Here is a 25,623-nt window from a genome sequence, read left to right as displayed (position 1 = left end):
CCCCCTCGAATACCACTTAAACGAACAAACAGACCTAATCTTTCGACTTATTCGAGACCAACCCGACTTTTTGATCGGTATGACACCTTAATGCCCGATCGGTGCGCGCGCGACAGTGAAGTAATTCACATTACGCAATCTTTTTTCATTTTTTCCAGTCGAAGAAGCCCGGCCCGGCCTGTTTCAGCAGCGTGTCCGCCATGGCGCGTCCCATTTCGGGACCGTCCTCGACCGGGGCCACCTGATTTTCGGTGATTGCCTCGGAACCGTCAGGGCGCAGCACCTCACCGCGCAGGCGCAACTGCCCGTTCTGTAGTTCGGCCAGCCCGGCAATGGGTGTTTCGCAGGACCCGTCCAAGGCAGCAAGCAGCGCCCGTTCCGCCGCCAGCCGCTGCCCGGTTTCGACGTGATGAATGGCTTCGAGCATACCAGCAGCGCGGGAATCGTCGCTGCGACGTTCGATGCCGATGGTGCCCTGTGCGATGGCCGGCAGCATGTCTTCGGGTGCAATGGCGGTGGCAGGAACCTCGTTCATGTTCAAGCGGCGGATGCCGGCCATGGCCAGAAAGGTGCAGTCGGCGACGCCGTCGGCCAGCTTTTTGAGTCGGGTCTGAACATTGCCTCTGAACTCGACTACGCTCAGGTCCGGTCTGCGGTTCAGCAGTTGCGCCCGGCGCCGCAGCGACGAGGTGCCGACCACGGCACCCTGGGCAAGATCGCTGATCGCGCTGAGCCCGGGCGAGATGAAGGCGTCGCGCACATCCTCACGCGGCAGGAACGTGTCCAGAACCAGCCCCGCGGGCTGTTCGACCGGCATGTCCTTGGTGGAATGCACCGCGATGTCGATATCGCCGCGCAGCATCGCCTCTTCGATTTCCTTGGTGAACAGGCCCTTGTTGCCGATTTCCTTCAGCGGGCGGTCGGCGTCGATCATGGCCCGGTTGTCGCCGGTGGTCTTGATCACCACGATCTCGAACGCATCCTCGGGCAGGTTGAAGGCCGCACCCAGCCGTTGGCGGGTTTCATGGGCCTGCGCCAGTGCCAGAGGCGAACCACGGGTGCCGATCTTCAGCGGTGAGGCGGGTGTGGGCAGGGTCAGTGTCATGCGCACAGCTTTAGTCGCGTCACATTGCCCTGACAATGGGGGCACGGCTTGACAAATTGACGCCGAAGGCAGACCCGTTGCGGCAAACCTGACGATTGGGGGCAAAGATGGCCGAGACGAAGAAACTGCTGCGGGCGCTGGCGGGCGAGGTGCAGGATGTGCCGCCGATCTGGATGATGCGTCAGGCCGGGCGGTATCTGCCGGAATACCGGGCGACGCGGGCGCAGGCCGGGGATTTCCTGTCGCTCTGCTATAACCCCGAACTCGCCGCCGAGGTCACCTTGCAGCCGATCCGCCGCTATGGGTTCGATGCCGCGATTCTGTTTGCCGATATTCTGTTGGTGCCGCAGGCGCTGGGTGCGGATCTGTGGTTTGTCACCGGCGAGGGCCCGCGACTGTCGACCATCACGCAGCAATCCGAGTTTGATGCGCTCGAACCGGTCGAAGCCATCCACGAGACCCTGTCGCCGGTCTATGAAACGGTGCGCATCCTGTCGCGGGAATTGCCGTCCGAGACCACGCTGATCGGATTTGCAGGTGCGCCCTGGACCGTGGCCACCTACATGATCGCCGGGCAGGGCACGCCGGACCAGGGCCCGGCCCATGCGCTGCGCGAGGGAAACCCGGCGCTGTTCGAGGCGCTGCTGGACCGGATCACGCTGGCGACCATCGAGTACCTCTCGGCCCAGATCGAGGCCGGGGCTGAAGTGGTCAAAATCTTCGACAGCTGGGCCGGCTCGCTGAAAGGCGAGGCATTCCGGAAATACGCGGTCGAGCCGTGCCGGGTGATTACGCAGGCCGTCAAAGAGCGCCACCCGGGTATACCCGTAATCGGTTTCCCTCGTGAGGCGGGTGATGGCTATGTCGGTTTTGCTGATGCCACCGGAGTGGACTGTGTTGCGCTGGACAACTCGGTGTCGCCGGATTGGGCAGCGGAGCATGTGCAGATCGACGTTTGCGTGCAGGGCAATCTGGCGTCGTCTCATATGGTCACCGGCGGGCAGGCATTGGTCGATGAGACGCGGCGCATCGTGGACGCGTTTTCCAAGGGGCCGCATATTTTCAACCTCGGCCACGGGATCACGCCGGATGCGGACCCGGAGAACGTGCAACTGATGATCGACACTGTGCGCGGGCGGTAGAGGGGAAGGGGGCCAGCCCCCTTCTTGGCCTTCGGCCAATTCATCCCCCGAGGTATTTTTGGCCAGATGAAGCGCGGATCAGCTTTGATTGTTAAGTGCCGACAGAATTTCGTTGGTGTGTTCACCGCGTTTGGGGCTGGGTTTGGGATGCCATTGGGTGTCAGCAAACCGTGGTGCCGCAGCGGCCTGTAGGGTTCCGCCGGGTTCCAGCCACGTCTGTCGCGCCGCGTTCATCGGGTGCGTGCACGCCTGTTCCGGGCTGAGCACGGGCGCAACGCAGGCATCCGTGCCTTCGAACAGAGCCGCCCAGTGATCGCGGGATTTGCCTGCAAAGATCCGGGTCAGGCGCCGGGTGAGTTCCGGCCAGGCCGACCGGTCATGTTGCTTTTGGAAACCGGGATCATCCGACAGCCCCAGGATGTTCAGGAACTGCGCATAGAATTTCGCTTCGAGGCATTGCACCGTCACAAAGCCGCCGTCGGCGCAGGTGTAGGTGCGGCTCCAATGCGGGCCGTCCAGCAGGCTTTGGCCGCGCCTGTCCGAAAGGTTGCCGGTCTGCCGCATGCTCATGAGAAGGTTCATCATATGGGCCGAGCCGTCATAGATGGCGGCGTCGACCACTGTACCTTTGCCGGTTCTCTGTGCCCTTATCAGTGCGGCCAGAATGCCGGCGACCAGATACATGGCCCCGCCGCCGATATCACCGACAAGCGTCGCCGGGGTTTGCGGCGCCTGATCCGGGGCGGAGGCGTACCAGAGCGCACCGGACAGGGCGATGTAGTTCAGGTCATGTCCCGCTGTGTCCGATAGCGGACTGTCCTGCCCCCAACCCGTCATGCGGCCATAGACGAGTTTCGGGTTCAGGCTGTGGCAGAGTTCCGGGCCCAGGCCCAGCTTCTCCATCACCCCCGGCCGGAACCCTTCGATCAGCGCGTCGGCCGTCGCGATCAGACGTTTGGCGACGTCCAGATCGGCGGGGTCCTTCAGGTTCAGATCAATCGACCGTTTGCCACGGTCCAGAACGGATTGTTCCGGCATGCCCGGTACGGCGGCCTGGCCCTTGCGATGGATGGTGATGACATCCGCCCCCAGATCCGCCAACAGCATGGCCGCAAAAGGGCCGGGGCCCAGCCCCTCGATCTCGATGATCCGAATTCCTTTGAGCATCATGCGCCTCCCTGCCGCGCAGGTTTTCGGGGTCGCGTGTGAATTGCAAGCCCGGATTCGGGTGGCATGCCAGCCCCGGAGCTGGCCCTTGGCGATTGAAGGAGAGGGGAACGCGGCAGCAGTGCGGGCCTTCTTCGCAAATCCCGGTGTGTTTGCTGGCCTCATGCGTATCGCTGAGATTCAGCAACCGTGGTCGGAGCCGGGGTTGATTCCCCTCTACAAAAAAGCGCAGGGCTTTGTGCGAAATTGACCTGTTCTGTGCCCGTCGGGCGGGGTAGTGTCCCGGTCACAACGGGGAAATTGCATGACCACCATTCTTTCCATCAAGGATCTGCGCAAGTCCTATGCCGACGGATTCGAGGCGCTGAAGGGTGTGTCTCTGGACATCCGGCAAGGCGAAATTCTGGCGCTGCTGGGCCCGAACGGGGCGGGGAAGACGACCTTGATCTCAACCGTTTGTGGCATCACGACCCCGACATCGGGCACCGTTACCGTTGGTGGTCACGACACTCAGACCGATTTCCGCGCCGCGCGCCGGATGATCGGGCTGGTGCCGCAGGAGATCGCACTGGAGCCGTTTGAAAAGGTGTGGAACACGGTTCGCCTGTCGCGCGGGCTGTTCGGACTGGGCCGCGATAATGCCCGGATCGAGGAGATTCTGCGCAAGCTGTCCCTGTGGGACAAGCGCAAGAACGCGATCAAGGAATTGTCCGGCGGCATGAAGCGTCGGGTTCTGATCGCCAAGGCGCTGGCGCATGAGCCGCGCGTTCTGTTTCTGGACGAGCCCACCGCCGGGGTCGATGTCGAGCTGCGCAAGGATATGTGGGAGATCGTGGCCGAGCTGAAGCAGGCCGGTGTCACCATCATCCTGACCACCCATTACATCGAAGAGGCCGAGGCTATCGCCGACCGTATCGGCGTCATCGACAAAGGCGAATTGCTGCTGGTTCAGGACAAGGACATGCTGATGGCCCAGATGGGCAAAAAGCAGATCGAGGTGATGCTGACCGAACCCATCGCACAGATCCCCGCAAGCCTGTCGGGGCACAACCTGGCACTGAACGGAAACGGCGATGCGCTGGTTTACACCTATGACACCCATGCCGACCGCACCGGCATCACCACATTGCTGAACGATGTGGCGCAGGCGGGGCTGGTGCTGCGCGATGTGCAGACCCGGCAATCGAGCCTTGAAGAGATTTTCGTGAACCTCGTGTCCGGAGAGCCCGCATGAACTGGTCCGCCATTGCCGCCATCTACCGGTTCGAAATGGCCCGGTTCTTTCGTACCCTGGCGCAGAGTTTCCTGTCACCTGTCCTGTCTACCTCGTTGTATTTCGTCGTCTTCGGAACCGCCATCGGCAGCCGCATACAGGAGGTCGAGGGCGTGTCCTATGGCGCGTTCATCGTGCCGGGTCTGATCATGTTGTCGGTGGTGATGCTGGCGATTTCCAACGCATCATTCGGCATCTATTTCCCCAAATTTCTGGGCACGATTTACGAGCTTCTCTCGGCCCCGGTGAACTTTATCGAGATCGTGATCGGCTATGTCGGGGCAGCGGCGACCAAGGCGCTGTTCGTGGGGGTGGTCATCCTGATCACCGCCACGTTCTTTGTGGACTTACGGATTGAACATCCGCTGGCGATGGTGACCTTTCTGGTGCTGACTTGCCTCAGCTTTTCGTTGCTGGGGTTCATTATCGGAATCTGGGCCAGCAATTTCGAACAGATGTCGCTGGTGCCGCAACTGGTGGTCACGCCGCTGATCTTTCTGGGCGGCACGTTCTATTCGATTTCGATGCTGCCGCCGGTCTGGCAGACCATCACCCTGTTCAACCCGGTGGTCTATCTGATCTCGGGCTTCCGGTGGTCGTTCTACGGGCTGGCAGACGTTCCGATCGTGTTCAGCCTGCTGGCCATTCTGGCCTTTACCGGCCTGTGCCTGGGCATCATCGGATGGATTTTCAAAACCGGCTGGCGCATCCGCAGCTAGGGGGTACCGGGCGTTGCATTTTTGCCCACCGGCCTCAGGAAATGTGTTCACGTCACGTCTAAGGTCCAAGCGGTCCCTTGTTTACGGCTTGGGCGCACTCTACATCGGCACCCATGAAACTCAGCCTGCCGTTTCTTAACAAGCAACCCTGCGTGGCCGTCGTGCGCCTGTCCGGCGCCATCGGAATGGCCGGGCGTGCTTCGATGTCCGACACCGCGCTGGCTCCGGTGCTGGAGAAAGCCTTTCGCAAGGGCAAACCCGCCGCCGTCGCGCTTGAGATCAACTCGCCCGGCGGATCGCCTGTGCAAAGTTCCCTGATCGGAGCCCGTATTCGGCGGCTGTCCGGGGAACTGAATGTGCCGGTCATCGCGTTTGTTGAGGATGTGGCGGCTTCGGGCGGGTACTGGCTGGCTGCATCGGCAGACGAGATTTACGCCGATGACAGTTCGGTTCTGGGCTCGATCGGCGTGATTTCGTCGGGATTCGGTGCGCATGTCCTGCTGAAACGGCAGGGGATCGAACGGCGAGTGCATACGGCGGGTCAGTCGAAATCCATGCTGGATCCGTTTGCGCCGGAAAAGAAGGAAGATGTCGAACGGCTGGAACGCCTGCTGGCCGACATCCACGAAAACTTCATCACCCATGTCAAGACCCGGCGTGGACCAAAGCTGGACGACAGCCAGGACCTGTTCACCGGTGAGATCTGGCTGGCCCGGCGGGCGCAGGAACTGGGTCTGATCGACGGCATTGCACATCTGAAACCGAAAATGCAGGAGCGGTTTGGCGAAAAGGTCAAATTCCGCCGCTATGGGCTGCGCAAACCGATCTGGTCCCGGTTCGGGGCCGCGCTGGCGCAGGACGCCATCGCCGGGCTCGAGGAGCGGGCGGCCTACGCGCGTTTCGGTTTGTGACGTGATTATCAAGGTTGTCACTCTGTTTCTGATCGCCATGGGAGTCCTGGCGATGTTCGGCAAGCTGCGGTTTCCGGGGCAGAAACGGTTGCAATCGACCCGATGTCCGCGCTGCGGGCGGTTCCGGATCGGCAAAGGTCCCTGCGCCTGCGAAAAAGGAGGCCGCACATGACGGCATGGCTGTTATCCGGCCTCGGATTGCTGATCCTGCTGCTGGCGGGGGATGCGCTGGTGCGCGGCGCGGTAAACCTCAGCCTGCGTCTGGGCGTGCCGGCCCTGATCGTCAGCCTGACCATTGTGGCCTTTGGCACCTCGGCACCCGAGCTTCTGATCGCGATCAGCGCGATCAAAGAAAACGCGCCAGGCATCGCGCTGGGCAATGTGGTGGGGTCGAACACGGCGAATATCCTGCTGGTTTTGGGCATTCCGGCATTGTTGGCGACCCTGCACACCAGCGAGTGCGACAGCCGCAAAAACTATGTCTTCATGCTGTTGGCCTCGGTTCTGTTCATCGGGCTGGCCTTTTGCGGTGTGTTCAACCTGTTCAGCGGCGCGATCCTGTTGACCGCGCTGGGCCTTATGCTTTGGAACGCCTTTCGCGAAGCACATGCGCATCGCAAGGCCTGTGGTCAGGCCTGCGCCGAAGATGAGGAACTGGAAGGCCTGGAAGAGGCCGATCCGAACATGCCCTACTGGAAGGTCTCGATCTATCTGGTGTTGGGTCTGATCGGCCTGCCCATGGGGGCGCATCTGCTGGTCGACAACGCCACCGTCATCGCGCGCACCTATGGCGTCAGCGAAACGGTAATCGGGTTGACCCTTGTGGCAGTCGGGACGTCTCTGCCCGAACTGGCGACGACCGTGATGGCAGCGCTGCGCCGTCAGGCCGATGTGGCGCTGGGCAATGTGATCGGGTCGAACATGTTCAACCTGCTGGCCATTGTCGGCATCGCCACACTGTTCGGCCGAATCCCGGTAGATCCGGAATTCCTGCGGTTTGATCTGTGGGTCATGCTGGGCGCCTCGCTGTTGCTGATCCCGTTTGTATTTTTCAAACGGGACATCACCCGTGGCTGGGGAATGCTGTTGACACTTCTGTATGCAATCTACGTCATCTCATTGCTGGCGTGATCTGACAAAGAAGGAGCCGTCATGACCCGAGCATTGGTGACCGGAGCCGGAATTCGCCTTGGCCGCGCCATGGCGCTTTACCTGGCACAGCGGGGCTATGATGTGGCGGTCCACTACGCAACGTCCCGCGAACCCGCACAGGAAACCGTGGCCGAGGTTCAGGCCATGGGGCGCAAGGCGGTTGCGTTGCAGGCCGATCTGCTGGACGAAGCGCAGGTTGAATCCCTGCTGCCCCGCGCGGCAGAGGCTCTGGGCGGTCCGATCACCTGCCTGGTCAACAACGCCTCAATCTTCGAATATGACAACATCCGCACGGCGACCCGCCAAAGCTGGGATCGTCACCTCGACAGCAACCTGCGCGCACCTTTCGTGCTGACGCAGGCCATGGCCGGGCAGGGGCTGGAACCGGCTGTTGACCCGGAAGGCGAACCGGTCTCCACCGGTCTGATCGTCAACATGGTGGACATGCGGGTGCGCAAGCTGACGCCCGAATTCATGTCCTACACCATTGCCAAAATGGGTCTGTGGGCGCTGACGCGCACTGCGGCGCAAGCGCTGACACCGGCGATCCGCGTCAACGCCATCGGACCGGGTCCCACCATGCAGGGCCACCGGCAGAGCGCGGCGCATTTCAGGGCACAGCGCGCGAACACGGTGCTGGAGCGTGGTGCCAACCCGTCGGATATCACCGCCGCGCTGGGCTATTTTCTGGATGCCCATGCCGTCACCGGGCAGCTTTTATGCGTGGATGGCGGGCAACATCTGGGCTGGCAGACGCCGGACGTTCTGGGCGTTGAATAGGTGAATCCGGTGCAAGTTTTGCACCGCTCTCGACGCCGTTACCTGCCCGTTACAAAATTGTCTTTTTTTTCATACACTTGTCTTGTGTAGGAAAAAATATCATTTAAAAACAATGCATTGCAGTAGTGCCTAATTTTTGTGCAAATCAAGGAATCCTTAATGAATTAAGGGAAAATCGCGATGCCCCAAAACTTATCTGCACAGTTATCCACAGAAACGGTGGATTTGTTTTCTCTTGAACTGAGGCGCTCAAGATTGCAGCCATGGTCAGAGAATCATATCTCAGGCCCATGACCACCCGCGACGAATCAACTTCCGACACTCAGCCCACCGGCTATGGCTGCATTCAGCGCTATGTGAAGACGCTGGACAGCTCGCCCGGTGTGTACCGGATGCTGGATGGCGACAGTCGGGTTCTGTATGTCGGCAAGGCGCGAAACCTGAAGGCGCGGGTGTCGAACTATGCGCGCCCCGGCCATTCCGGGCGGATCGAGAAGATGATCGCCGCGACCGCCTCGATGATGTTCCTGACCACACGCACCGAGACCGAGGCGCTGCTGCTGGAACAGAACCTGATCAAGCAGCTCAAGCCGAAATACAACGTGCTGCTGCGGGATGATAAGAGCTTTCCGAATATCCTGGTCGCCAAGGATCACGCTTTTCCGCAGATCAAGAAACATCGCGGGGCCAAAAAGGAAAAAGGGGCCTATTTCGGTCCCTTCGCCAGTGCGGGTGCGGTGAACCGGACGCTGAACCAGTTGCAGAAGGCGTTCCTGTTGCGAAATTGCTCGGATTCCATGTTTGACAGCCGCACACGGCCCTGCCTGCTCTATCAGATCAAGCGGTGTTCCGGGCCCTGTGTCGGGCTGATCTCGGAAGGCGATTACCGCGACAGCGTCAAGGATGCAGAGCGGTTCCTGTCGGGCCGCTCGACCAAGGTGCAGGAGGATTTGGCCGAACAGATGATGGCCGCGTCTGAGGCGATGGAGTTCGAACGCGCCGCCGGTCTGCGCGACCGTATCCGGGCGCTGACGCAGGTGCAGACCTCTCAGGGCATCAATCCGCGCGGCGTGGCCGAGGCGGATGTGATCGGCCTTTATATGGATGGCGGGCAGGCCTGTGTTCAGGTGTTCTTCATCCGGGCCAACCAGAACTGGGGGAACAAGGACTTTTATCCGCGCGTAGGGCCGGATGTCGCTGCGGCCGAGGTGATGGAGGCTTTCCTTGGTCAGTTCTACGACAACAAGGAACCGCCCCGGCAGTTGATCCTGTCAGACGCCATCGAAAACGCCGATCTGATGCAGGAGGCGCTGACCGAAAAAGCCGGGCGCAAGGTTGAAATCCTGGTGCCTCAGCGAGGCGAGAAGCAGGAACTGGTGGCGGGCGCGTTGCGCAATGCGCGTGAGTCTCTGGCCCGGCGCATGTCGGAAAGCGCCACGCAGGCGAAGCTGTTGCGGGGTGTGGCCGAAGCGTTTGATCTGGACAGCCCGCCGGGCCGGATCGAGGTTTACGACAACAGCCATATTCAGGGCACCAACGCCGTCGGCGGCATGGTCGTCGCCGGCCCCGAAGGGTTCATGAAAAACGCCTATCGCAAATTCAATATCCGTGGCGACGACCTGACCCCCGGCGACGATTTCGGCATGATGAAAGAGGTCCTGACCCGCCGCTTCACCCGTCTGCAAAAGGAAGACCCGGACCGCGACAAAGGCATGTGGCCCGATCTGCTGCTGATTGACGGAGGAGCCGGACAGGTGAGCGCGGTGCATGAGATCATGCAGGCGCATGGGGTCGAGGACATTCCGATGATCGGCGTTGCCAAGGGTATCGACCGGGATCACGGCAAGGAAGAGTTTCACCGCATCGGCCAGCGCCCCTTTGCGCTGAAACGCAACGATCCGGTGCTGTATTTCATTCAGCGGCTACGGGACGAGGCGCACCGCTTTGCGATCGGCACCCATCGCGCCAAACGGGCCAAGGCGGTTGGCGCGACGCCCCTGGACGAAATTCCGGGCGTGGGCGCGGCGCGAAAGAGGGCGCTTCTGGCCCATTTCGGCAGTGCCAAGGCTGTCAGCCGGGCCAATCTGGCCGATCTGAAAGCGGTCGAGGGGATTTCCGCCGGGTTGGCGCAGAAGGTTTACGATTTCTTCCACGACAAGGGCTAAACCCGCCGTCCGCGCCACAGATGTAGAGCCCCGAGGTCACGATCAGCGCGCTGCCGATCCACATGGTCTGGTCCAGCCGCTCGTCAAACAGAAAAACCCCCAGCCCGATGCCGAACAGCAGGCGGGAATACCGGAACGGTGTGACGGCCGAGACCTCACCGGTGCGCATGGCTTTCATCAGCGACGCATAGGCAACAGTACCCATGAGGATGGCCCCGGCCATGTGAAGGCTGACCTGAGGCGTCAACGGCGCAAGCGGCGCGCCTTCCCAAAAGCGATAGGCGATGCCCGCGACGACGATGCAGAGAAAGCCGTAGAACCCTAGCACCTCGGTCCCCAGCGAGGCCGGGGCCGCGCGGCTGGCCAGATCGCGCCCGGCGAATCCCAACATGCCCAGAACGGCCAGGATGGACAGGGTGGAAAAACTGTCCCCTGTCGGTTGGATGATGACGACAACGCCGATCATACCGATCAGAATCGCGCTCCACCGGCGCCACCCGACGGTTTCGCCAAAGAACAGCGCTGCACCTGCGACCACGACCAGAGGGGTCGCCTGCAGGATGACGGTTGCAGCCGACAGCGGTGTCAGCGCGATGGCCAGCACGTAGAACAGCCGCCCCAGGATTTCGAACAGCACCCGCACTTTCATCGGGCGCGACAGCACGTCCGGCTGAAACAGCCGGGTGCCCCTTACCAATGCCGCAGCGGCAAATATCGCCGCGCCGCCCGCACCGAACAGGACCAGAACCTGCCAGATCGGCAAGGTGGCCGAGGCGCTTTTCAAAAACGCGTCTTCCAGCGCGAACAGCGCCATTGCGGCGATCATCCATCCGCTGCCGATCAGGTTTGACCGGGGGTCTGTCTGAATATGGGCTGTCATTCGTTGCAATCGCTTTTGGGCCGGGCCGTGCGCCAATCTGACGCCAAAGCGACCTTGCGCCAAGCTGTATCTGGCGGCAATCGACGCGCTGCGACCCTTTGACCGCCGGTGCTGCAACTGCCTGTGATCGGGTCAGTTTTTTGACTGGCCGTCTTTTCTGTCCCGAACCGGCGATGTAGTGTCAAACCATGAAATGGAACCTGCCCAATATTCTGACCGTTCTGCGCCTGCTGGCGGCACCCGGTCTGGCCGTTATGTTTCTGTATTTTACCCGCCCCTATGCGGATTGGTTTGCCCTGATCCTGTTTCTGTCCGCTGCGATCACCGACTGGTTCGACGGCTATCTGGCGCGCGCCTGGAAGCAGGAAACGAAGATCGGGGCGATGCTGGACCCTATTGCGGACAAGGCGATGGTGGTGATCGCGCTGATGATCCTTGTGGGCTATTCCGCCGAACACTGGACACCCTGGCTGGTGTTGCCGGCCACCGTGATCCTGTTCCGCGAGGTGTTTGTGTCGGGCCTGCGCGAATATCTGGGCGATGTGGCCGGGACGCTGAAGGTGACCAAGCTGGCCAAGTGGAAGACCACCGCGCAGATGGTGGCGATTGCCGTTCTCTTCTCGCAGGGGATATTCGAACATTATTTCGTGATGGCCACATTCGGCATGGACGCTACGATCATTGATCAGGTTCTAACTGGCGAAGTCGAGGACCTGACCGGCGTGCGCTGGCATCTGGAAGGGATGTTCTGGTCGGGTCGGATCGGTCTGTGGCTGCTGTGGATTGCCGCGACGCTGACATTGATCACCGGCTATGACTACCTACGTAAAGCCATGCCCCATCTGAAGGAGAGCTAAGGGATGGACGTTCTGTATTTTGCCTGGGTGCGTGAACGGATCGGCTTGCCGAAAGAGCGGGTCGAAACCGGGGCCGCCACGGTGTCAGATCTGGTGGCCGAACTCAGCGCACGCGAAGACCGCTATGCCGCGGCCTTTGCCGATCTTTCGGCGCTGCGCGTCGCGCTGGATCAGGAATTGTCGGATTTTGATGCCCCTCTGGCCGGGGTGCGCGAGGTTGCGTTTTTCCCGCCCATGACCGGCGGCTGAGGCCATGCGCATCGCGGTTCAGGAAGAAGAGTTCGATCTGGGCGCGGAAGCCAATGCATTTGCCTTGGGTGACGCGGCCAACGGCGCGATTGTGACCTTCACCGGCATTGTGCGCGATCTGGCCTCGGGCGATCTGGACGTGATGGAGATCGAACATTACCCGGGCATGACCGAACAAGCGCTGACGAGGATTGCCGAAGAGGCGCAACAGCGCTGGTCGCTGGGGGATGTGCTGGTGATCCACCGGCACGGGCGTCTGGCGCCCGGGGATCGGATCATGATGGTTGCCACCGCCGCGCGGCATCGCAAGGATGCGTTCGAGGCGGCGGAATTCCTGATGGATTACCTGAAATCCCGCGCGCCATTCTGGAAAAAGGAAATCACCTCATCCGGTGCCGAATGGGTGGCTGCCAAGGACGAAGACGAAGACGCGCTGACCCGCTGGTAGCGTCAGTCGGCGTTGTTGATGCGCCCGCGCAGTTCCTCGGCCTCTTGCCGGGCGGCACGCAGACCGTCCATTGCCGCCGCCAGTTCGGCCTCGGCCTGGGTCAGCTGGTTGGTCAGTTCCGCCTCGCGCTGTTGCAGATAGGTGATCGCCTGATCGCGGGTTTCTTCGGCCTCGTGCAGTTCCTGGCTCATGCGGTCCAGATCGGCCACGTCGCTTTGACGGACGCGCGACAGACGATGCGCCAGCCAGTTGGCGAACCAACCCATGCAGAAGGCCGCGAACAGGATGATGGCGGTGGCGATGATGAATTCGATTCTGTTCAACTTACTGGTCCCCTGCTTCCGCGTCCGGCGCGGTCGCGTCCGGTTGTTCGGCTTCTGTCGGTTCTGACTGGGCTTCCATTGCCTCCAGTCCGGTTTCCGTATTGGTGAGCGGTTCCGGCCGGATCAGGTGGAACTCGATGCGCCGGTTCTCTTCCCGGCCTTCTTCGGTGCCGTTATCGGCAATGGGCTGCGTTTCGCCATAGCCCACGGCCGAGTAGCTGGCGGTCGGCACGCGACGGCCGCGCAGTTCGTTCAGAATGGACTGCGCCCGCGACTGGCTGAGCTGTTGGTTCATCTCTTCCCGGCCCTGGCTGTCGGTATGACCCTGAATTTCCATCCGGATCGGTCCGCATTCGCGCAGAATGTCGGCGATCCGGTTAACCGTATCCCGCGACTCCGCGGCAACAGTGGCCGAGCCGGGCTCGAACGCGATCTTGCCGCCGGCCTGAACGTCGGCAATGCGTTCCTCGCAGATCTCGGGGTCGGGCAGTTTGTCGGCGGGTTCGGGCGGTTCCTGGTAGGTGATCGACAGGGTGAATTCCTGCGCGTCGCCCAGCTTGTCCGACAGCAGCCCCGCGATATGCGCCCGCGTTTTGGGATCGTGGCTGACACCGCTCAGCATCACATCGTCGGGCGTGACCGTCAGAGCACCGTTATGCAATTGCGACAGCGCTTCGAGCCCGGCCAGAACCCGCACCGGCCAGTTGGCAGGCAGATCGGGGGTGCTTCGGGTTGCGGTGTGGACCTGCTCGGACCCAAAGGCCGCGCGGGCATAGCTGTCGATCATGTCGCGCTGGGTTTCGCCGCCCACACGTCCACGCATCTGTACCAGCCCTTCGGGGCTGCGCGTGGCCGAAAACTCGGGCGGGCCGGTTTGCGTTTCGGTTTCCGGCTCGGGCAGGATCGCGTGCAGGGCAAAGACATCGGGCAGCGCATTTTCAAGCTCGCCAATCACGCGGTCAAAGGTCCCGGCATCGGTTCCCTGCGCCGCCGCCAGTGTGATATCCGCATCCGAGATCGTAACCGATCCCTGACCGATTTCCGACAAGGCACCGATGCTCAGCGTGGCGGCCTCGGACCAGCGGGGCGATGGTACGCCAAGACCGATGGTGCAGGAGTAGGGGCCTGTCAGGCGCGCCGCTTGCGCAGCGGCGATGATGGCATCGCGGGCCTTTTCATCCTGCGCGGAACAGGCATCGAACTGCCCGCCGTCCTCGTCGATCAGATAGCGCAGGGTAAAGGGCGTGATCACCGGCCGCGGGGCCGAGATGGCCAGACCGATCCGCAGGCTCGGTGGCGCGGCGCGGGTCAGTTCCTGCTCCAGCCTTTCCTTTTCCTGCTGACTGTCGGCAATCGCGGTGATCCGCACCAGGCCCGGGCTGGCGGAAATCTTGGCGCGGGGCAACCGGGCGAGCGCCTCGGTCGCATAGCTGATCGCCTCGTCCCACCCCTTGGGTTTGGGATAGTCGGCTGTTTCCATCAGGTCCGAGACCTGCGCGTCGCCGTCCAGGGTTTTCAGCCGGTCCATCAGCGCGTCGCGATCCTCGCTGGCCGGGACCAGGCCGATGACGGAAATGCCACTGTCATTGCGCAGGATTTCGGCGGAAAACCGGGGGGCGGCCAGACGTGTTGTCGGGGCCACCTGCATCTCGTCGATCACGCGCGAGGTGTCGACTTCGGTTCCGGCCGCCGTCAGCGCGTTGAACCGTGTCGCTTCGTCCGTGGCAGTTCCGGTCAGAACCACCCGCAACCCGTCGGACTGGACCTCGGCCCAGTCATGCCCTTTCAGGTCCAGCGCGCGCCGCACGGCAAATTCCGAGGTCTCTTCCACCTTCGTCACCGCAAAGCTGGCCGCCAGCAGGCACAGCCCGGCCGACACGAGGAAAATAAGGGCAACGGCAAAGAAATAGGGCAGGCGCATGTGCGGGCAATCGACTCCTCAGGCGGTTGAGCAGAACTCTTACAGAGGCCCGCGCCGAGGTGCAATCAGAGCAGCAAAGCGACGCAGAGGAAGATCAGCGGAATAAGGCCAGTGTCCCGGTTGGCGCGGAAAAGTTGCAGCAGTTTCGCGTTGTCCTCGATGTCCAGTCCGCGCAGTTGCCACGCCATGTGCCAGCCCATCGCCCAGGGTCCGCCCAGCGCAATCACCAGTGCGATGACCGACGCCTGAGTCGTTGCCGCGTCAATGATGGCCAGCCCCATCAGGGCGACCGTGGCCACAAGGAAGTACTTCAGCCACCTTGCAGTATCGGTGCCAAACAGCCGGGCGGTGGACTTGATCCCGATCAGCTCGTCATCTTCGGCGTCTTGATGGGCGTAAATTGTGTCATAAAACAAGGTCCAGGCGATGCCGGCCAGATACAGGGTGATAGCCGGAACCCCCACGGTGCCGCTATGGGCGGCCCAGGCCAGCAGGATGCCCCAGTTGAAGGCCAGCCCCAGAAACACCTGCGGCCACCAGGTGAACCGCTTGGCAAAGGGGTAGATCGTCACCGGCAGCAGCGACAGCACGCCCATGGCGATGGCTGCCCGGTTGAACGTCAGCAGAATCAGCAGCGCCAGCAGACATTGCAGGCCCATCCAGATCACCGCCTGCCGCACGCTGACCTGACCCGAGGGTATCGGGCGCGACCGGGTCCGTTCGACCTGCCCGTCAAAGTCCCGGTCGGTGATGTCGTTCCAGGTGCAGCCTGCGCCGCGCATCAGAAAGGCCCCGACTGCGCAGCCGATGGCGATCCACAGATCCTCCCACCGTGGCGCGCCGTCACTGAGGATGGCCAGCGCCAGACCCCACCAGCAGGGAATCAGCAAAAGCCAGGTGCCGATGGGCCGGTCTGCGCGGCTGAGACGCAGGTAGGGACGCGCGAAGGCAGGCGCGTGGGTGTCGACCCAGTTGCCGCTGACGGCATCGGCGACCTGACCGTCTGGTGTTGGGGCATTGCCTTGCATATGTAAGGTCTCATGAGTGCAAAGATCAGACTGTATGTAGAGCACCCTCTGGGTCAGGGGCAATCGGTTCCTTTGACGCGCGAACAGGCGCATTACCTGTTCGGTGTCATGCGTCTGGCCGTGGGCGGGCAGGTGGCCTTGTTCAACGGGCGGGACGGCGAATGGCTGGCAGAGGTGGCCGAAGCGGGCAAGCGCGGCGGGACGCTGACCTGTCAGAAGCAGACCAAGGCGCTGCAACTGCCGCCCGATCTGTGGTTCCTGTTCGCCCCGATCAAAAAGGCGCGCACCGACTTCATCGTTGAAAAGGCGGCGGAAATGGGCGCTGCACGGATTCTGCCGGTGCAGACGGAATACACCAACTCCGAACGCATCCGGCAGGACCGCCTGCAGGCCCACGCGGTTGAGGCCGCCGAGCAGTGCGGCGGGACATTTGTGCCCGAGGTGGCTGACCTGCAACGGCTCGACCGGGTGCTGGATGCATGGCCCGACGACCGGCAGCTGATGTTCTGCAATGAGGCCGAGGTTGGCTCGGCCCTGCGTCTGGCGGCGCAGGACAAAGGCCAGCCCTGGGCTATTCTCATCGGTCCGGAGGGCGGGTTTTCCGAGCGCGAACGCGCACGGTTGAGCGGATTGCCCTTTGCCCATGTGGTCAGTCTTGGTCCGCGCATCCTGCGCGCGGATACCGCGGCCGTTGCGGCGCTGACCATGTGGCAACAAGCCTTGGGGGACTGGTCGTGACCTGGCGGCTGGCGCAGGAAGGGGACGTGCCGGATATCGACAGGTTTCTGTCCCGACACATCCAGACCTCGATGTTTCCGCTGGCAAATCTGCGGGATTTCGGATTGCGGGGCTCTGATCCGCGCGCGGTGAATGCCTGGGTAATGGGTAACGGTCCCTGTGCCGTCTTTGCCATAACCAATGAAGGTATGGTCCTGCCGCAATGCCCGGATTGTTCCGATCAGGATCTGACGGACGCGATCAACCTGATCCGCGGTCGCAACCTGTTCGGCCTCGCCGCCGAGGCCACGCAGGCCCGCCGGATCATGCGCCTTGCCGGCTGGGAGGACAGGCCCGCAACCCTGAACAGTGATGAGCCCGGTTTCACGCTGGATCTGTCCCAGATGATCGTGCCCGACATCGCCGGGGCGGAATTGGTGCCGCTGGGCCAACTTGACCGGACATTGGCCGAAAACTGGCGCCAGAGCTACCTGACCGAAGCGATGGATTTCGATCCCGACCGGGCGCGGCAGCAGGCAAGAAAGGATGTTGCGGCCTATCTCGAACGTGATTCGCACCGGGCATTGCTTGTGGATGGCCAGCCGGTGGGAGTGACCGGGTTCAATGCCCGCTTGCCCGAGGTCGTTCAGATCGGTGGCGTCTACACCCCGCCCGCGCTGCGCGGGAACGGCTATGCCCGTTTATCTGTGGCCCTGCATCTGCGTGAAGCCCGCGACAGAGGTGCCGCGTGTGCGGTTCTGTTCGCCGCAACGGAAGCGGCCGCGCGGGCCTATCGGGCCATCGGATTCAAACCTGCGGGTCAGTATTCGCTGATCCTGTTCACCAATCCCGGAGACACAGCATGAGTTTCATCCGACCCGAGGCCAAACTGGCCCTGTGGCGCTGGCGCGAGGTTCTGGTGGCCACAGCTGTTCTGCTTGTCGGCCTCAGCTGGATCAGCGGCCCCGGCGGGTTGCTGGGCTGGCTGGGCTGGGTACTTGTCCTCGTCTCAGTTGCCCTTGCCGTCATCGGGGTTCAGCGCGCCCGGTTTCGCACGGGCACCGGTGGTCCCGGTGTCGTCACGATTGACGAAGGGCAGATCACCTATCTCGGTCCGCTGGACGGCGGCATGATCGCCACCCGCGAGATTGAGCGTCTGGCGCTGGACCCGACCTCGAACCCGGCGCATTGGGTGCTGGACCAGCCGGGTCAGCCGACGCTTCACATTCCTGTGAATGCAGAAGGGGCCGAAGCGCTGTTTGACGTGTTCTCGGCCCTGCCGGGGCTGAAAACCGAGCAAATGCTGGCGGAACTGAACGGCGGATCGCCGCATCCGGTGGTGATCTGGGAGCGCCACCCGATGCGGCCGCCGCATGCCCGCCTGCATTGACACTGACGCGGTTTCCGACCACGACTGACCAACACGACAGACACATCAGGATCGGAGCACGGTTCATGTCCATCCCCCAGTCCGGCGGCGGACCGATCGAACGCCACGAGCAACTTGCAGAATATCTGGAATCGGGCTGCAAGCCCAAACAGGATTGGCGCATCGGCACCGAGCATGAGAAGTTCGGCTATTGCAAGGACACCCTGAAACCTCTGCCGTTCGAGGGCACCCGGTCCATCGTGGCGGTGCTGGAAGGTCTGCGCGACCGCCATGGCTGGGGCGAGGTGCGCGAAGCGGGTCATCTGATCGGTCTGGAGAAAGACGGCGCAAATGTCAGCCTGGAACCGGGCGGCGCGCTGGAGCTGTCGGGTGCTCCGCTGGAAACCATTCACGAGACCTGCGACGAGGTGAACACCCATCTGCGCGAGGTGAAAGACATCGCTGATGAGATCGGTGTGGGCTTTATCGGTCTGGGCGCGGCCCCGATCTGGACCCATGACCAGATGCCGCTGATGCCCAAGGGGCGGTACCGGTTGATGAACGACTATATGCAGAAGGTCGGCACCATGGGTCGTGCCATGATGCGCAGGACCTGCACCGTTCAGGTCAATATTGACTTCGGGTCCGAGGCTGACATGGTGCAGAAACTGCGCGTGGCGCTGGCATTGCAACCTGTGGCAACGGCGCTGTTTGCGAATTCTCCGTTCTTCGAAGGCAAGGTGAACGGCCAGAAAAGCTGGCGCAGCTATATCTGGCGGCATCTGGACGATGCGCGTACCGGCATGCTGCCTTTCGTGTTCGAAGAGGGATTTGGCTTTGAACGCTACGTGCAATATGCGCTCGATGTGCCGATGTATTTCGTCTACCGCGACGGGCAATATATCGACGCGCTGGGCATGTCCTTCCGCGACTTCCTGAAGGGCAAGCTGCCCGCGCTGCCGGGCGAGACGCCGACGCTGTCCGACTGGGCCGATCACCTGACCACCGCCTTCCCCGAGGCGCGGATCAAGAAATTCATGGAAATGCGTGGCGCCGATGGCGGCCCCTGGCGGCGTCTGTGTGCGCTGCCCGCGTTCTGGGTGGGTCTGACCTATGATCAGGGCGCGCTGGATGCGGCCTGGGATCTGGTCAAGGGTTGGGATGCGGAAACCCGCGAGGCGCTGCGCGTTGAGGCGGCGCAGGAAGGGTTGCAGGCCCGGGTCGGCAAGATCAGAATGCACGATCTGGCGCGTGAGGTGGTCTCGATCGCCGAGGCCGGGCTGAAATCCCGCGCTTTCCCCGGTGCGGGCGGGCTGGTGCCCGATGAAACCCATTTCCTGAATGCGCTGAAGGACAGCATCGAAACCGGGCAGGTTCCGGCGGATGAATTGCTGGATCGCTACAACGGAGACTGGCAAGGCGATCTGACCCGGATTTATCCCGAATACAGCTATTGATCGGACCCGTCCGGCTTGCATTCGCAGGGATTGACCGATAGCAGGTTCCAGACCAATTCAGAGGCCAGTTTCGGAAAGCGTCATGGACGATCTAAAGGCAAAATATCTGGGGCAGATCGCCGATGCGGGCGACGAAAATGCGCTTGAGGCAATCCGCGTCGCCGCCGTGGGCAAAAAGGGCGAAGTCGCGCTGAAAATGCGCGAACTGGGCAAGATGACGCCCGAGGAACGTCAGGTCGCAGGCCCCGCCCTGAATGCCCTGAAGGACGAGATCAACTCGGCCCTGACCGCCAAGAAATCCGCGCTGGCCGATGCAGCACTTGATGAGCGTTTGCGCACCGAATGGCTGGACGTCACCCTGCCGACCCGGGCGCGCCGTCAGGGCTCGATCCACCCGGTCAGCCAGGCGACCGAGGAACTGACCGCGATCTTTGCCGAACTGGGGTTCTCGGTGGCCGAAGGACCGCGGATCGAGACCGACTGGCATAACTTCGACGCCCTGAACATCCCCGGCCACCACCCCGCGCGGGCCGAGATGGACACGTTCTATATGCACCGCGCCGAAGGCGACAATCGCCCGCCGCACGTGCTGCGGACCCATACCTCGCCAGTGCAGATTCGCTCGATGGAGCTGCAAGGCGCGCCGATCCGCGTGATCTGCCCGGGCGGCGTCTACCGCGCCGATTATGACCAGACCCACACGCCGATGTTCCATCAGGTCGAGGGGCTGGCCATCGACAAGGACATCTCGATGGCGAACCTGAAATGGGTTCTGGAAGAGTTCGTGAAAGCGTTCTTCGAGGTCGACGATGTAGAACTGCGCTTCCGCGCCTCGCACTTCCCCTTCACCGAGCCGTCGGCCGAGGTCGATATCCGCTGTTCCTGGGATAACGGTCAGCTGAAAATCGGCGAGGGCGACGACTGGATGGAGATTCTGGGTTCCGGCATGGTCCACCCCAAGGTCATCGCCGCCGGTGGGATTGACCCCGAGGTCTATCAGGGCTTTGCCTTTGGCATCGGCATCGACCGTCTGGCGATGCTGAAATACGGCATTCCTGATTTGCGTGCGTTCTTTGATTCCGATCTGCGCTGGTTGAGACACTACGGCTTTGCGGCGCTGGATATGCCGAACCTGCATGGTGGTTTGTCGCGGTGAAGCGAGACCGGGACTACACCAGAGAGTTGTTACTGGAAATGCAATCCAGTCGAACAGGAATTATCCTGCACGAGTTGGTATTGAATCCAAGCGATGAAGAACTCAAACTCGACCATCATCTTGATCTTTTGATGGATGAAGGTTTGGTCGCCGAGAAGGGCCGGCACGGATATCGGCTTACACCGCTTGGTCACGATGCTGTGGAGGCAATTGAAAGACCAGAGACTTGGAAGAAGCTTCGAAATGCCGCGCCAAAAGAAGCCTATGAAATAATCAAAGGCGTAGGTTCATCTTTGGCGATAACTGCTCTCTCAAAAGTGATGGGATGGGGTTAACGGCACTCGTTTCGAAATAATGACGCGGAGCAAAGGCCGATAGGCCGCCGCGCCATCGTCAGACCGCCCGCACGGGCTGGCGATTTGGTTGCCGCCAGCGCAACGCTCGAACAGCACTCGGATTTGGCCAGAATAAACTGCCCACCACAGTCCGAGGATCGCCACCCCGCGGTCTGGCGACGGCGCGGCTTGTTACACACTCCCACGGGGTTGTGACGTGACTTGCGGCGCAAGCCGGGTAGGCTCCGACCTATGTTCCGGATTCTGACCTGCCTGTTGTTTCTCCTCCCGCTCCAAGTTGCAGCAAATGGCTGCCATGGCGATATCGCCTGCCCGCTGGGCGAGCGCTCATACCATGTGCTGGAGCCGGACGGGTGGGACGGCAAAACGCCTCTGCCGGTGCTGTTGCATTTCCACGGCTGGGCGCGGCAGGGGGATGTGGTGGTCAATCACGAACGCATCGCCGGGGCGACAAAGCTGCGTGGCGTGCTGCTGGTGGCCCCGAACGGGTTGCGCAAAAGCTGGGATTTCTGGACTTCTGACACCGGCGACGTGGATTTTGCCAACCGGGTGCTGGAGGACGTCGCCACGCGCTATCCCGTTGACCGCCAACGCATCTATGTCTCGGGCTATTCCTATGGCGGCGCGATGGCGTGGCGCTATGTTTGCCAGTCGGGGAACAGGGCGGCGGCGCTGCTGGCCATCGCCGGGTCGATCCGTCAGACCGAAGACTGCCCGCAGGCACCGGCTCAGGTGCGGCATGTGCATGGCACGGATGACAGGGTGATGGATTTCCCTTTTGGCCCAGGCGGTGACATGACCTATCCGGTGGCGCTGTGGCGCGAGAAATTCCATTGCAACGGCGCGACCCCGCGCGGGGATTGGAGCGTGAAGCCCTTTCTGACCCTCAGCCGGGTGGAATGGACCGATTGCGCCACCGGTCGTGTGACGCTGGACACGCATCCGGGTGGCCATTTTATTCCGCATGGCTGGATCGGCTGGCAACTGGACGAGCTTTTGGGCCGCACACCCACCTATCCCTGACGCGCAGCGCTTGCACCTTGGCGCAATCTTTGCCATTGCCTGTGCCGACCGATTGTTTGCCAAAAAAGGCCCCGTGCAATGAAATTCACCCTTTCCTGGCTGAAAGACCACCTCGACACTGACGCCTCGGTTGATGAGATTGCCGAAGCTCTGACCGATCTTGGCCTTGAGGTCGAAGAGATCGTGAATCCGGCGGACCGGCTCGGGGAATTTACCCTCGGTTACGTAAAACATGCCGAGAAACACCCGGATGCAGACAAGCTGCGCGTCTGCACGGTTGAGACCGATGAGGGTGAGTTGCAGATCATCTGCGGCGCCCCCAATGCGCGCGAAGGCATCACGGTCGTGGTCTGCAAGCCGGGCATGTATATCCCCGGTCTGGACCTGACCATAAGTGTCGGCAAGATTCGCGGCGTCGAAAGCTTTGGCATGATGGCCTCCGAGCGCGAGCTGGAGCTGTCGGATGAACATGACGGCATCATCGAACTGCCCTCGGGCGAGGTCGGCGACCGGTTCGTGGATTGGCTGGCCGAGAACGACCCCTCGAAAGTTGACCCGATGATCGAGATCGCGATCACCCCCAACCGCCCCGATGCGCTGGGCGTGGCTGGCATCGCGCGTGATCTGGCGGCCCGTGGTGTGGGTACGTTGAAAACCCGTGACTATGTGCCGGTGCCGGGTGATTTCGATAGCCCGATCAAGGTGACTATCGACGAGGATACTCTGGACGGTGCGCCGCATTTCACCGGTCGTCTGATCAAAGGGGTCAGGAACGGTCCCAGCCCGCAGTGGCTGCAGGATCAGCTGAAGGCAATCGGTCTGCGCCCGATCTCGGCGTTGGTGGATATCACCAACTACATGACTTTCGACCATAACCGGCCGCTGCACGTGTTCGATGCGGACAAGGTGCGCGGCAACCTGCGGGTTCACCGCGCCAAGGGCGGTGAAACGCTGGTGGCCCTGGACGAGAAGGAATACACCCTGCAGCCCGGCATGATGGTGATTTCCGATGACGAAGGCCCTGAATCCATTGCCGGCATCATGGGGGGTGAGGCGACCGGCTGCACCGAGGATACCGTGAATGTCTTTCTGGAAAGCGCGTTCTGGGATCATGTGCAGATTGCTCTGACAGGCCGGGCGCTGAAGATCAACTCGGATGCGCGGTACCGGTTCGAACGCGGGGTGGACCCGGAATACACGCTGGAAGGGCTGGAACACGCGACGCAGATGATTTTGGATATCTGCGGCGGCGAAGCCTCGAATGTGGTTCAGGCCGGCAAGGCACCGAACCATTCCCGTGCTTTCAAGTTGGATGCCGAGCGGGTGCAGTCTCTGGTCGGGATGGATATTCCCGAAAGTGAGCAGCGTCAGACCCTGACGCGCCTTGGCTTCCGCCTGGAAGGCGAGATGGCGCATGTGCCCAGCTGGCGTCCGGATATCATGGGCGAGGCCGACCTGGTGGAAGAGGTCGCGCGGATAGCATCGCTGACCAAATTGCAGGGCAAACCGCTGCCGCGCGTAACCGATGGGATCCCGAAACCGGTAATGACCCCGACACAGCGCCGTCAGTCGATGGCGCGGCGCACTTGCGCGGCACTGGGGTACAATGAATGTGTCTCCTACACTTTCATCGATCAGGCCGCGGCGGCGCTGTTTGGCGGCGGGGACGAAGCGACGCAACTGGAAAACCCGATTTCCTCCGAGATGAGCCATATGCGCCCCGATTTGCTGCCCGGCCTGTTGCAGGCCGCCGCCCGTAATCAGGCGCGTGGCTATGCGGATGTCGCGCTGTTCGAGGTCGGCCCGGTCTTCCACGATGGCGAGCCCGGCGACCAGAAAACCCAGATCACCGGCCTGCTGGTGGGTCGCAATGGGCCCAAGGACGTGCATGGCGCCTCGCGCCCTGTCGATGTGTTCGACGTCAAGGCGGATGCCGAGGCGGTGCTGGCCGCCATCGGCGCGCCCGCCAAGGTGCAGATTCTGCGCGACGGTGATGCCTGGTGGCATCCGGGGCGTCACGGCAGGATTTGTCTGGGTCCGAAAAAGGTGCTGGGCGTATTTGGGGAACTGCACCCGCGCGTGTTGCAGGCGATGGACATCAAGGGCCCGGCGATGGCGTTCACCATCTGGCCGGACGAGGTGCCTTTGCCCCGCAAGTCGGGGGCGACGCGGGCCGCGCTGGAACTGCGCGATCTGCAGGCGGTCGAGCGTGACTTTGCCTTTGTCGTCGATGCCGATGTCCAGGCGTTGACACTGGTGAATGCCGCAGCAGGGGCCGACAAGGCGCTGATCGAGGATGTGCGCGTCTTTGACGAATTCATCGGTGGCAGCCTGGGCGAGGGCAAGAAATCCCTGGCCATCACCGTGCGCCTGCAGCCGACCGACGCAACGCTGAAGGAAAAAGACATCGAGGCTGTGGCTGAGAAGATCATCGCCAAGGTCACCAAGGCGACAGGCGGCGTTCTGCGCGGCTAATTCTTGCACGATACGATTGGAACAACGCGCCTTCGGGCGCGTTTTTCATTTCGACAGAAACTCGGCCAGCAGATCATAGACCAACCGGATACGGCGGCTGGTGTGCAACTCGCGATGGGTGGTCAGCCAGATCGGGAAGCTGATGGCCTCCATCCCGGGCAGCACCCGTTCGACGCCGGGGGTCGCGTCGCCGATCACCTGCGACATCGGCGCGATGCCAAAGCCCTGCTTGGCATATTCCCAGGCCACAATCCCGTTTTGCGACCCCAGCCGGAAATTGTTGCCCGTCAGGTGAACGCCAAGCGGCTTCAGATAGGCGATCATCTGGTCGGTGTCGCCAAAGCTGATGAATTCATGCCGTGACAGGGCGCGTTTGGATGTGGGGCGCCCGGCGCGGTTCAGATATTCGGTGGTGGCGTAGAAATGGCCCGACGCCTCCTGCACCAGCCTGGCGATCAGATCCGGCTGATCGGGGCGGACATGCCGGATCGCGATATCGGCCTCGCGCCGCATCAGGTCACGGATGTCGTTCGAGGCGATGACGTCGATCCGCAGACGCGGCGCCTGCGCCCGGATTTCGCGCAACATATCCGGCAGGAAATAGGCGGACATCACGTCGCTGGCGGTGATCCGGACCCGGCCTTCGATCGACTGCGCCTGACCTGACGCCGTCAGCGCGATGCGATTGGCGGCCTCGCCCATGGTGCGGGTGTGGTCCAGCAGCTCCAGGCCCGCCTGAGTGATCTCAAGCGCGCGACCGACGCGTTCGAACAGCATCACGCCCAGATCCCCTTCCAGCGCGGCGATCTGGCGGCTGAGTGTCGGTTGCGTTTGGCCCAGTTGCCGCGCGGCGGCGGAAAACGATCCGGTTTCGGCCGTCGCCAGAAAGGCACGGATATGATTCCAGTCGAACTCGCCCAGATCGGTCATGCAAATATGTATAAGCGCTC

At 62.1% G+C, this 25,623-nt stretch carries 26 protein-coding genes; 19 read left to right on the top strand and 7 right to left on the bottom strand.

Annotation, left to right across the window (positions count from 1 at the left end):
* Positions 1–145: 145 nt before the first annotated feature.
* A complete protein-coding gene (gene hemC / locus ACR0D8_RS16870) occupies positions 146–1,105 on the bottom strand; it encodes a hydroxymethylbilane synthase (RefSeq protein ID WP_480648223.1) in 960 nt (319 codons plus the stop codon).
* Between the two features lie 107 nt (positions 1,106–1,212).
* Here hemC and hemE point away from each other — a divergent pair, with 107 nt between their 5' ends.
* Positions 1,213–2,247, top strand: coding sequence for a uroporphyrinogen decarboxylase (gene hemE, locus ACR0D8_RS16865; protein WP_480648221.1), 1,035 nt, complete (start codon positions 1,213–1,215; stop codon positions 2,245–2,247).
* A gap of 78 nt (positions 2,248–2,325) precedes the next feature.
* Here the strand turns inward: hemE and ACR0D8_RS16860 are convergent, their stop codons facing one another.
* Positions 2,326–3,414: a CaiB/BaiF CoA transferase family protein gene (locus tag ACR0D8_RS16860; protein ID WP_480648220.1), complete on the bottom strand. Its 1,089-nt coding sequence runs from the start codon at positions 3,412–3,414 to the stop codon at positions 2,326–2,328.
* Between the two features lie 88 nt (positions 3,415–3,502).
* Here ACR0D8_RS16860 and ACR0D8_RS16855 point away from each other — a divergent pair, with 88 nt between their 5' ends.
* The 7 genes from ACR0D8_RS16855 (at position 3,503) to uvrC (ending at position 10,414) form a co-directional block, all read left to right on the top strand.
* Positions 3,503–3,664, top strand: coding sequence for a hypothetical protein (locus ACR0D8_RS16855; RefSeq protein WP_480648218.1), 162 nt, complete (start codon positions 3,503–3,505; stop codon positions 3,662–3,664).
* 54 nt (positions 3,665–3,718) lie between these two features.
* Positions 3,719–4,648 carry an ABC transporter ATP-binding protein gene (locus ACR0D8_RS16850; protein WP_480648216.1) on the top strand — a complete coding sequence of 310 codons (930 nt, stop codon included), beginning with the start codon at positions 3,719–3,721 and terminating at the stop codon, positions 4,646–4,648.
* Positions 4,645–5,406: an ABC transporter permease gene (locus ACR0D8_RS16845; protein WP_475154976.1), complete on the top strand. Its 762-nt coding sequence runs from the start codon at positions 4,645–4,647 to the stop codon at positions 5,404–5,406. The genes ACR0D8_RS16850 and ACR0D8_RS16845 overlap by 4 nt, the downstream gene beginning before the upstream one ends.
* A 113-nt stretch (positions 5,407–5,519) precedes the next feature.
* On the top strand, positions 5,520–6,317 hold the full coding sequence (locus ACR0D8_RS16840; protein WP_475154972.1) for a S49 family peptidase: 798 nt from the start codon (positions 5,520–5,522) through the stop codon (positions 6,315–6,317).
* 168 nt (positions 6,318–6,485) lie between these two features.
* Positions 6,486–7,448 carry a calcium/sodium antiporter gene (locus ACR0D8_RS16835; RefSeq protein ID WP_475154968.1) on the top strand — a complete coding sequence of 321 codons (963 nt, stop codon included), beginning with the start codon at positions 6,486–6,488 and terminating at the stop codon, positions 7,446–7,448.
* Positions 7,449–7,469: 21 nt separating this feature from the next.
* Positions 7,470–8,249 (top strand): SDR family oxidoreductase, encoded by a 780-nt coding sequence (locus ACR0D8_RS16830; RefSeq protein ID WP_480648213.1) that lies wholly within the window; start codon positions 7,470–7,472, stop codon positions 8,247–8,249.
* Between the two features lie 290 nt (positions 8,250–8,539).
* Positions 8,540–10,414, top strand: coding sequence for an excinuclease ABC subunit UvrC (gene uvrC / locus ACR0D8_RS16825; RefSeq protein WP_480648274.1), 1,875 nt, complete (start codon positions 8,540–8,542; stop codon positions 10,412–10,414).
* On the opposite strand, the gene ACR0D8_RS16820 is transcribed toward uvrC, so the two are convergent.
* A complete protein-coding gene (locus tag ACR0D8_RS16820) occupies positions 10,320–11,294 on the bottom strand; it encodes a DMT family transporter (RefSeq protein ID WP_480648212.1) in 975 nt (324 codons plus the stop codon). The genes uvrC and ACR0D8_RS16820 overlap by 95 nt on opposite strands.
* A gap of 188 nt (positions 11,295–11,482) precedes the next feature.
* Here ACR0D8_RS16820 and pgsA point away from each other — a divergent pair, with 188 nt between their 5' ends.
* From pgsA to ACR0D8_RS16805, 3 genes are read left to right on the top strand one after another with little or no spacing between them, the layout of a single operon-like run.
* On the top strand, positions 11,483–12,151 hold the full coding sequence (gene pgsA, locus ACR0D8_RS16815) for a CDP-diacylglycerol--glycerol-3-phosphate 3-phosphatidyltransferase (RefSeq protein WP_480648210.1): 669 nt from the start codon (positions 11,483–11,485) through the stop codon (positions 12,149–12,151).
* A 3-nt stretch (positions 12,152–12,154) separates the two neighbouring features.
* Positions 12,155–12,400 carry a molybdopterin converting factor subunit 1 gene (gene moaD / locus ACR0D8_RS16810; protein ID WP_475154954.1) on the top strand — a complete coding sequence of 82 codons (246 nt, stop codon included), beginning with the start codon at positions 12,155–12,157 and terminating at the stop codon, positions 12,398–12,400.
* Positions 12,401–12,404: 4 nt separating this feature from the next.
* Positions 12,405–12,848, top strand: a complete 444-nt coding sequence (locus ACR0D8_RS16805) for a molybdenum cofactor biosynthesis protein MoaE (protein ID WP_475154949.1) — start codon at positions 12,405–12,407, stop codon at positions 12,846–12,848.
* A 2-nt stretch (positions 12,849–12,850) separates the two neighbouring features.
* On the opposite strand, the gene ACR0D8_RS16800 is transcribed toward ACR0D8_RS16805, so the two are convergent.
* The 3 genes from ACR0D8_RS16800 to ubiA form a co-directional block, all read right to left on the bottom strand.
* Complete coding sequence (locus ACR0D8_RS16800; protein ID WP_170327275.1) at positions 12,851–13,171, bottom strand: hypothetical protein; 321 nt, start codon at positions 13,169–13,171, stop codon at positions 12,851–12,853.
* 1 nt (position 13,172) lies between these two features.
* Positions 13,173–15,092 carry an OmpA family protein gene (locus tag ACR0D8_RS16795; protein ID WP_480648208.1) on the bottom strand — a complete coding sequence of 640 codons (1,920 nt, stop codon included), beginning with the start codon at positions 15,090–15,092 and terminating at the stop codon, positions 13,173–13,175.
* A 65-nt stretch (positions 15,093–15,157) separates the two neighbouring features.
* Entirely contained in the window at positions 15,158–16,120 is a 963-nt protein-coding gene (ubiA, locus tag ACR0D8_RS16790; RefSeq protein WP_480648206.1) for a 4-hydroxybenzoate octaprenyltransferase, read from the bottom strand.
* A 12-nt stretch (positions 16,121–16,132) separates the two neighbouring features.
* Between ubiA and ACR0D8_RS16785 the strand changes: the two genes are divergently transcribed.
* The 8 genes from ACR0D8_RS16785 (at position 16,133) to pheT (ending at position 24,673) form a co-directional block, all read left to right on the top strand.
* Positions 16,133–16,858, top strand: coding sequence for a 16S rRNA (uracil(1498)-N(3))-methyltransferase (locus tag ACR0D8_RS16785; protein WP_480648204.1), 726 nt, complete (start codon positions 16,133–16,135; stop codon positions 16,856–16,858).
* On the top strand, positions 16,828–17,703 hold the full coding sequence (locus ACR0D8_RS16780; RefSeq protein ID WP_480648202.1) for a GNAT family N-acetyltransferase: 876 nt from the start codon (positions 16,828–16,830) through the stop codon (positions 17,701–17,703). The genes ACR0D8_RS16785 and ACR0D8_RS16780 overlap by 31 nt, the downstream gene beginning before the upstream one ends.
* Entirely contained in the window at positions 17,700–18,227 is a 528-nt protein-coding gene (locus ACR0D8_RS16775; RefSeq protein WP_480648200.1) for a hypothetical protein, read from the top strand. The genes ACR0D8_RS16780 and ACR0D8_RS16775 overlap by 4 nt, the downstream gene beginning before the upstream one ends.
* A gap of 65 nt (positions 18,228–18,292) precedes the next feature.
* Positions 18,293–19,663: a glutamate--cysteine ligase gene (locus ACR0D8_RS16770; protein WP_480648199.1), complete on the top strand. Its 1,371-nt coding sequence runs from the start codon at positions 18,293–18,295 to the stop codon at positions 19,661–19,663.
* 82 nt (positions 19,664–19,745) lie between these two features.
* Positions 19,746–20,819: a phenylalanine--tRNA ligase subunit alpha gene (gene pheS / locus ACR0D8_RS16765; protein ID WP_480648197.1), complete on the top strand. Its 1,074-nt coding sequence runs from the start codon at positions 19,746–19,748 to the stop codon at positions 20,817–20,819.
* A complete protein-coding gene (locus ACR0D8_RS16760) occupies positions 20,816–21,154 on the top strand; it encodes a hypothetical protein (RefSeq protein ID WP_480648195.1) in 339 nt (112 codons plus the stop codon). The genes pheS and ACR0D8_RS16760 overlap by 4 nt, the downstream gene beginning before the upstream one ends.
* Positions 21,155–21,406: 252 nt before the next feature.
* On the top strand, positions 21,407–22,198 hold the full coding sequence (locus tag ACR0D8_RS16755; RefSeq protein ID WP_480648193.1) for a CE1 family esterase: 792 nt from the start codon (positions 21,407–21,409) through the stop codon (positions 22,196–22,198).
* Positions 22,199–22,276: 78 nt separating this feature from the next.
* Complete coding sequence (gene pheT / locus ACR0D8_RS16750) at positions 22,277–24,673, top strand: phenylalanine--tRNA ligase subunit beta (protein ID WP_480648191.1); 2,397 nt, start codon at positions 22,277–22,279, stop codon at positions 24,671–24,673.
* 45 nt (positions 24,674–24,718) lie between these two features.
* Here the strand turns inward: pheT and ACR0D8_RS16745 are convergent, their stop codons facing one another.
* The gene (locus ACR0D8_RS16745; protein WP_480648189.1) at positions 24,719–25,603 is read right to left on the bottom strand and encodes a LysR family transcriptional regulator; all 885 of its coding nucleotides are present in this window, start codon (positions 25,601–25,603) and stop codon (positions 24,719–24,721) included.
* Positions 25,604–25,623: the final 20 nt, after the last annotated feature.

This window comes from Ruegeria sp. BG10 (assembly GCF_056538575.1).
The sequence above is the reverse complement of the archived record's forward strand: the minus strand, read 5'-3'. Positions and strand labels throughout refer to the sequence as shown.

Coding starts and splice junctions, on each gene's coding strand:
- ACR0D8_RS16745 (WP_480648189.1), bottom strand. CDS start 25,603: ATGACCGATCTGGGCGAGTTCGACTGGAATCATATCCGTGCCTTTCTG.
- ACR0D8_RS16835 (WP_475154968.1), top strand. CDS start 6,486: ATGACGGCATGGCTGTTATCCGGCCTCGGATTGCTGATCCTGCTGCTG.
- hemE (WP_480648221.1), top strand. CDS start 1,213: ATGGCCGAGACGAAGAAACTGCTGCGGGCGCTGGCGGGCGAGGTGCAG.
- ACR0D8_RS16775 (WP_480648200.1), top strand. CDS start 17,700: ATGAGTTTCATCCGACCCGAGGCCAAACTGGCCCTGTGGCGCTGGCGC.
- ACR0D8_RS16795 (WP_480648208.1), bottom strand. CDS start 15,092: ATGCGCCTGCCCTATTTCTTTGCCGTTGCCCTTATTTTCCTCGTGTCG.
- pheT (WP_480648191.1), top strand. CDS start 22,277: ATGAAATTCACCCTTTCCTGGCTGAAAGACCACCTCGACACTGACGCC.
- ubiA (WP_480648206.1), bottom strand. CDS start 16,120: ATGCAAGGCAATGCCCCAACACCAGACGGTCAGGTCGCCGATGCCGTC.
- uvrC (WP_480648274.1), top strand. CDS start 8,540: ATGACCACCCGCGACGAATCAACTTCCGACACTCAGCCCACCGGCTAT.
- ACR0D8_RS16785 (WP_480648204.1), top strand. CDS start 16,133: ATGAGTGCAAAGATCAGACTGTATGTAGAGCACCCTCTGGGTCAGGGG.
- pgsA (WP_480648210.1), top strand. CDS start 11,483: ATGAAATGGAACCTGCCCAATATTCTGACCGTTCTGCGCCTGCTGGCG.
- ACR0D8_RS16845 (WP_475154976.1), top strand. CDS start 4,645: ATGAACTGGTCCGCCATTGCCGCCATCTACCGGTTCGAAATGGCCCGG.
- ACR0D8_RS16820 (WP_480648212.1), bottom strand. CDS start 11,294: ATGACAGCCCATATTCAGACAGACCCCCGGTCAAACCTGATCGGCAGC.
- ACR0D8_RS16850 (WP_480648216.1), top strand. CDS start 3,719: ATGACCACCATTCTTTCCATCAAGGATCTGCGCAAGTCCTATGCCGAC.
- ACR0D8_RS16770 (WP_480648199.1), top strand. CDS start 18,293: ATGTCCATCCCCCAGTCCGGCGGCGGACCGATCGAACGCCACGAGCAA.
- moaD (WP_475154954.1), top strand. CDS start 12,155: ATGGACGTTCTGTATTTTGCCTGGGTGCGTGAACGGATCGGCTTGCCG.
- ACR0D8_RS16840 (WP_475154972.1), top strand. CDS start 5,520: ATGAAACTCAGCCTGCCGTTTCTTAACAAGCAACCCTGCGTGGCCGTC.
- ACR0D8_RS16805 (WP_475154949.1), top strand. CDS start 12,405: ATGCGCATCGCGGTTCAGGAAGAAGAGTTCGATCTGGGCGCGGAAGCC.
- ACR0D8_RS16830 (WP_480648213.1), top strand. CDS start 7,470: ATGACCCGAGCATTGGTGACCGGAGCCGGAATTCGCCTTGGCCGCGCC.
- ACR0D8_RS16860 (WP_480648220.1), bottom strand. CDS start 3,414: ATGCTCAAAGGAATTCGGATCATCGAGATCGAGGGGCTGGGCCCCGGC.
- hemC (WP_480648223.1), bottom strand. CDS start 1,105: ATGACACTGACCCTGCCCACACCCGCCTCACCGCTGAAGATCGGCACC.
- pheS (WP_480648197.1), top strand. CDS start 19,746: ATGGACGATCTAAAGGCAAAATATCTGGGGCAGATCGCCGATGCGGGC.
- ACR0D8_RS16755 (WP_480648193.1), top strand. CDS start 21,407: ATGTTCCGGATTCTGACCTGCCTGTTGTTTCTCCTCCCGCTCCAAGTT.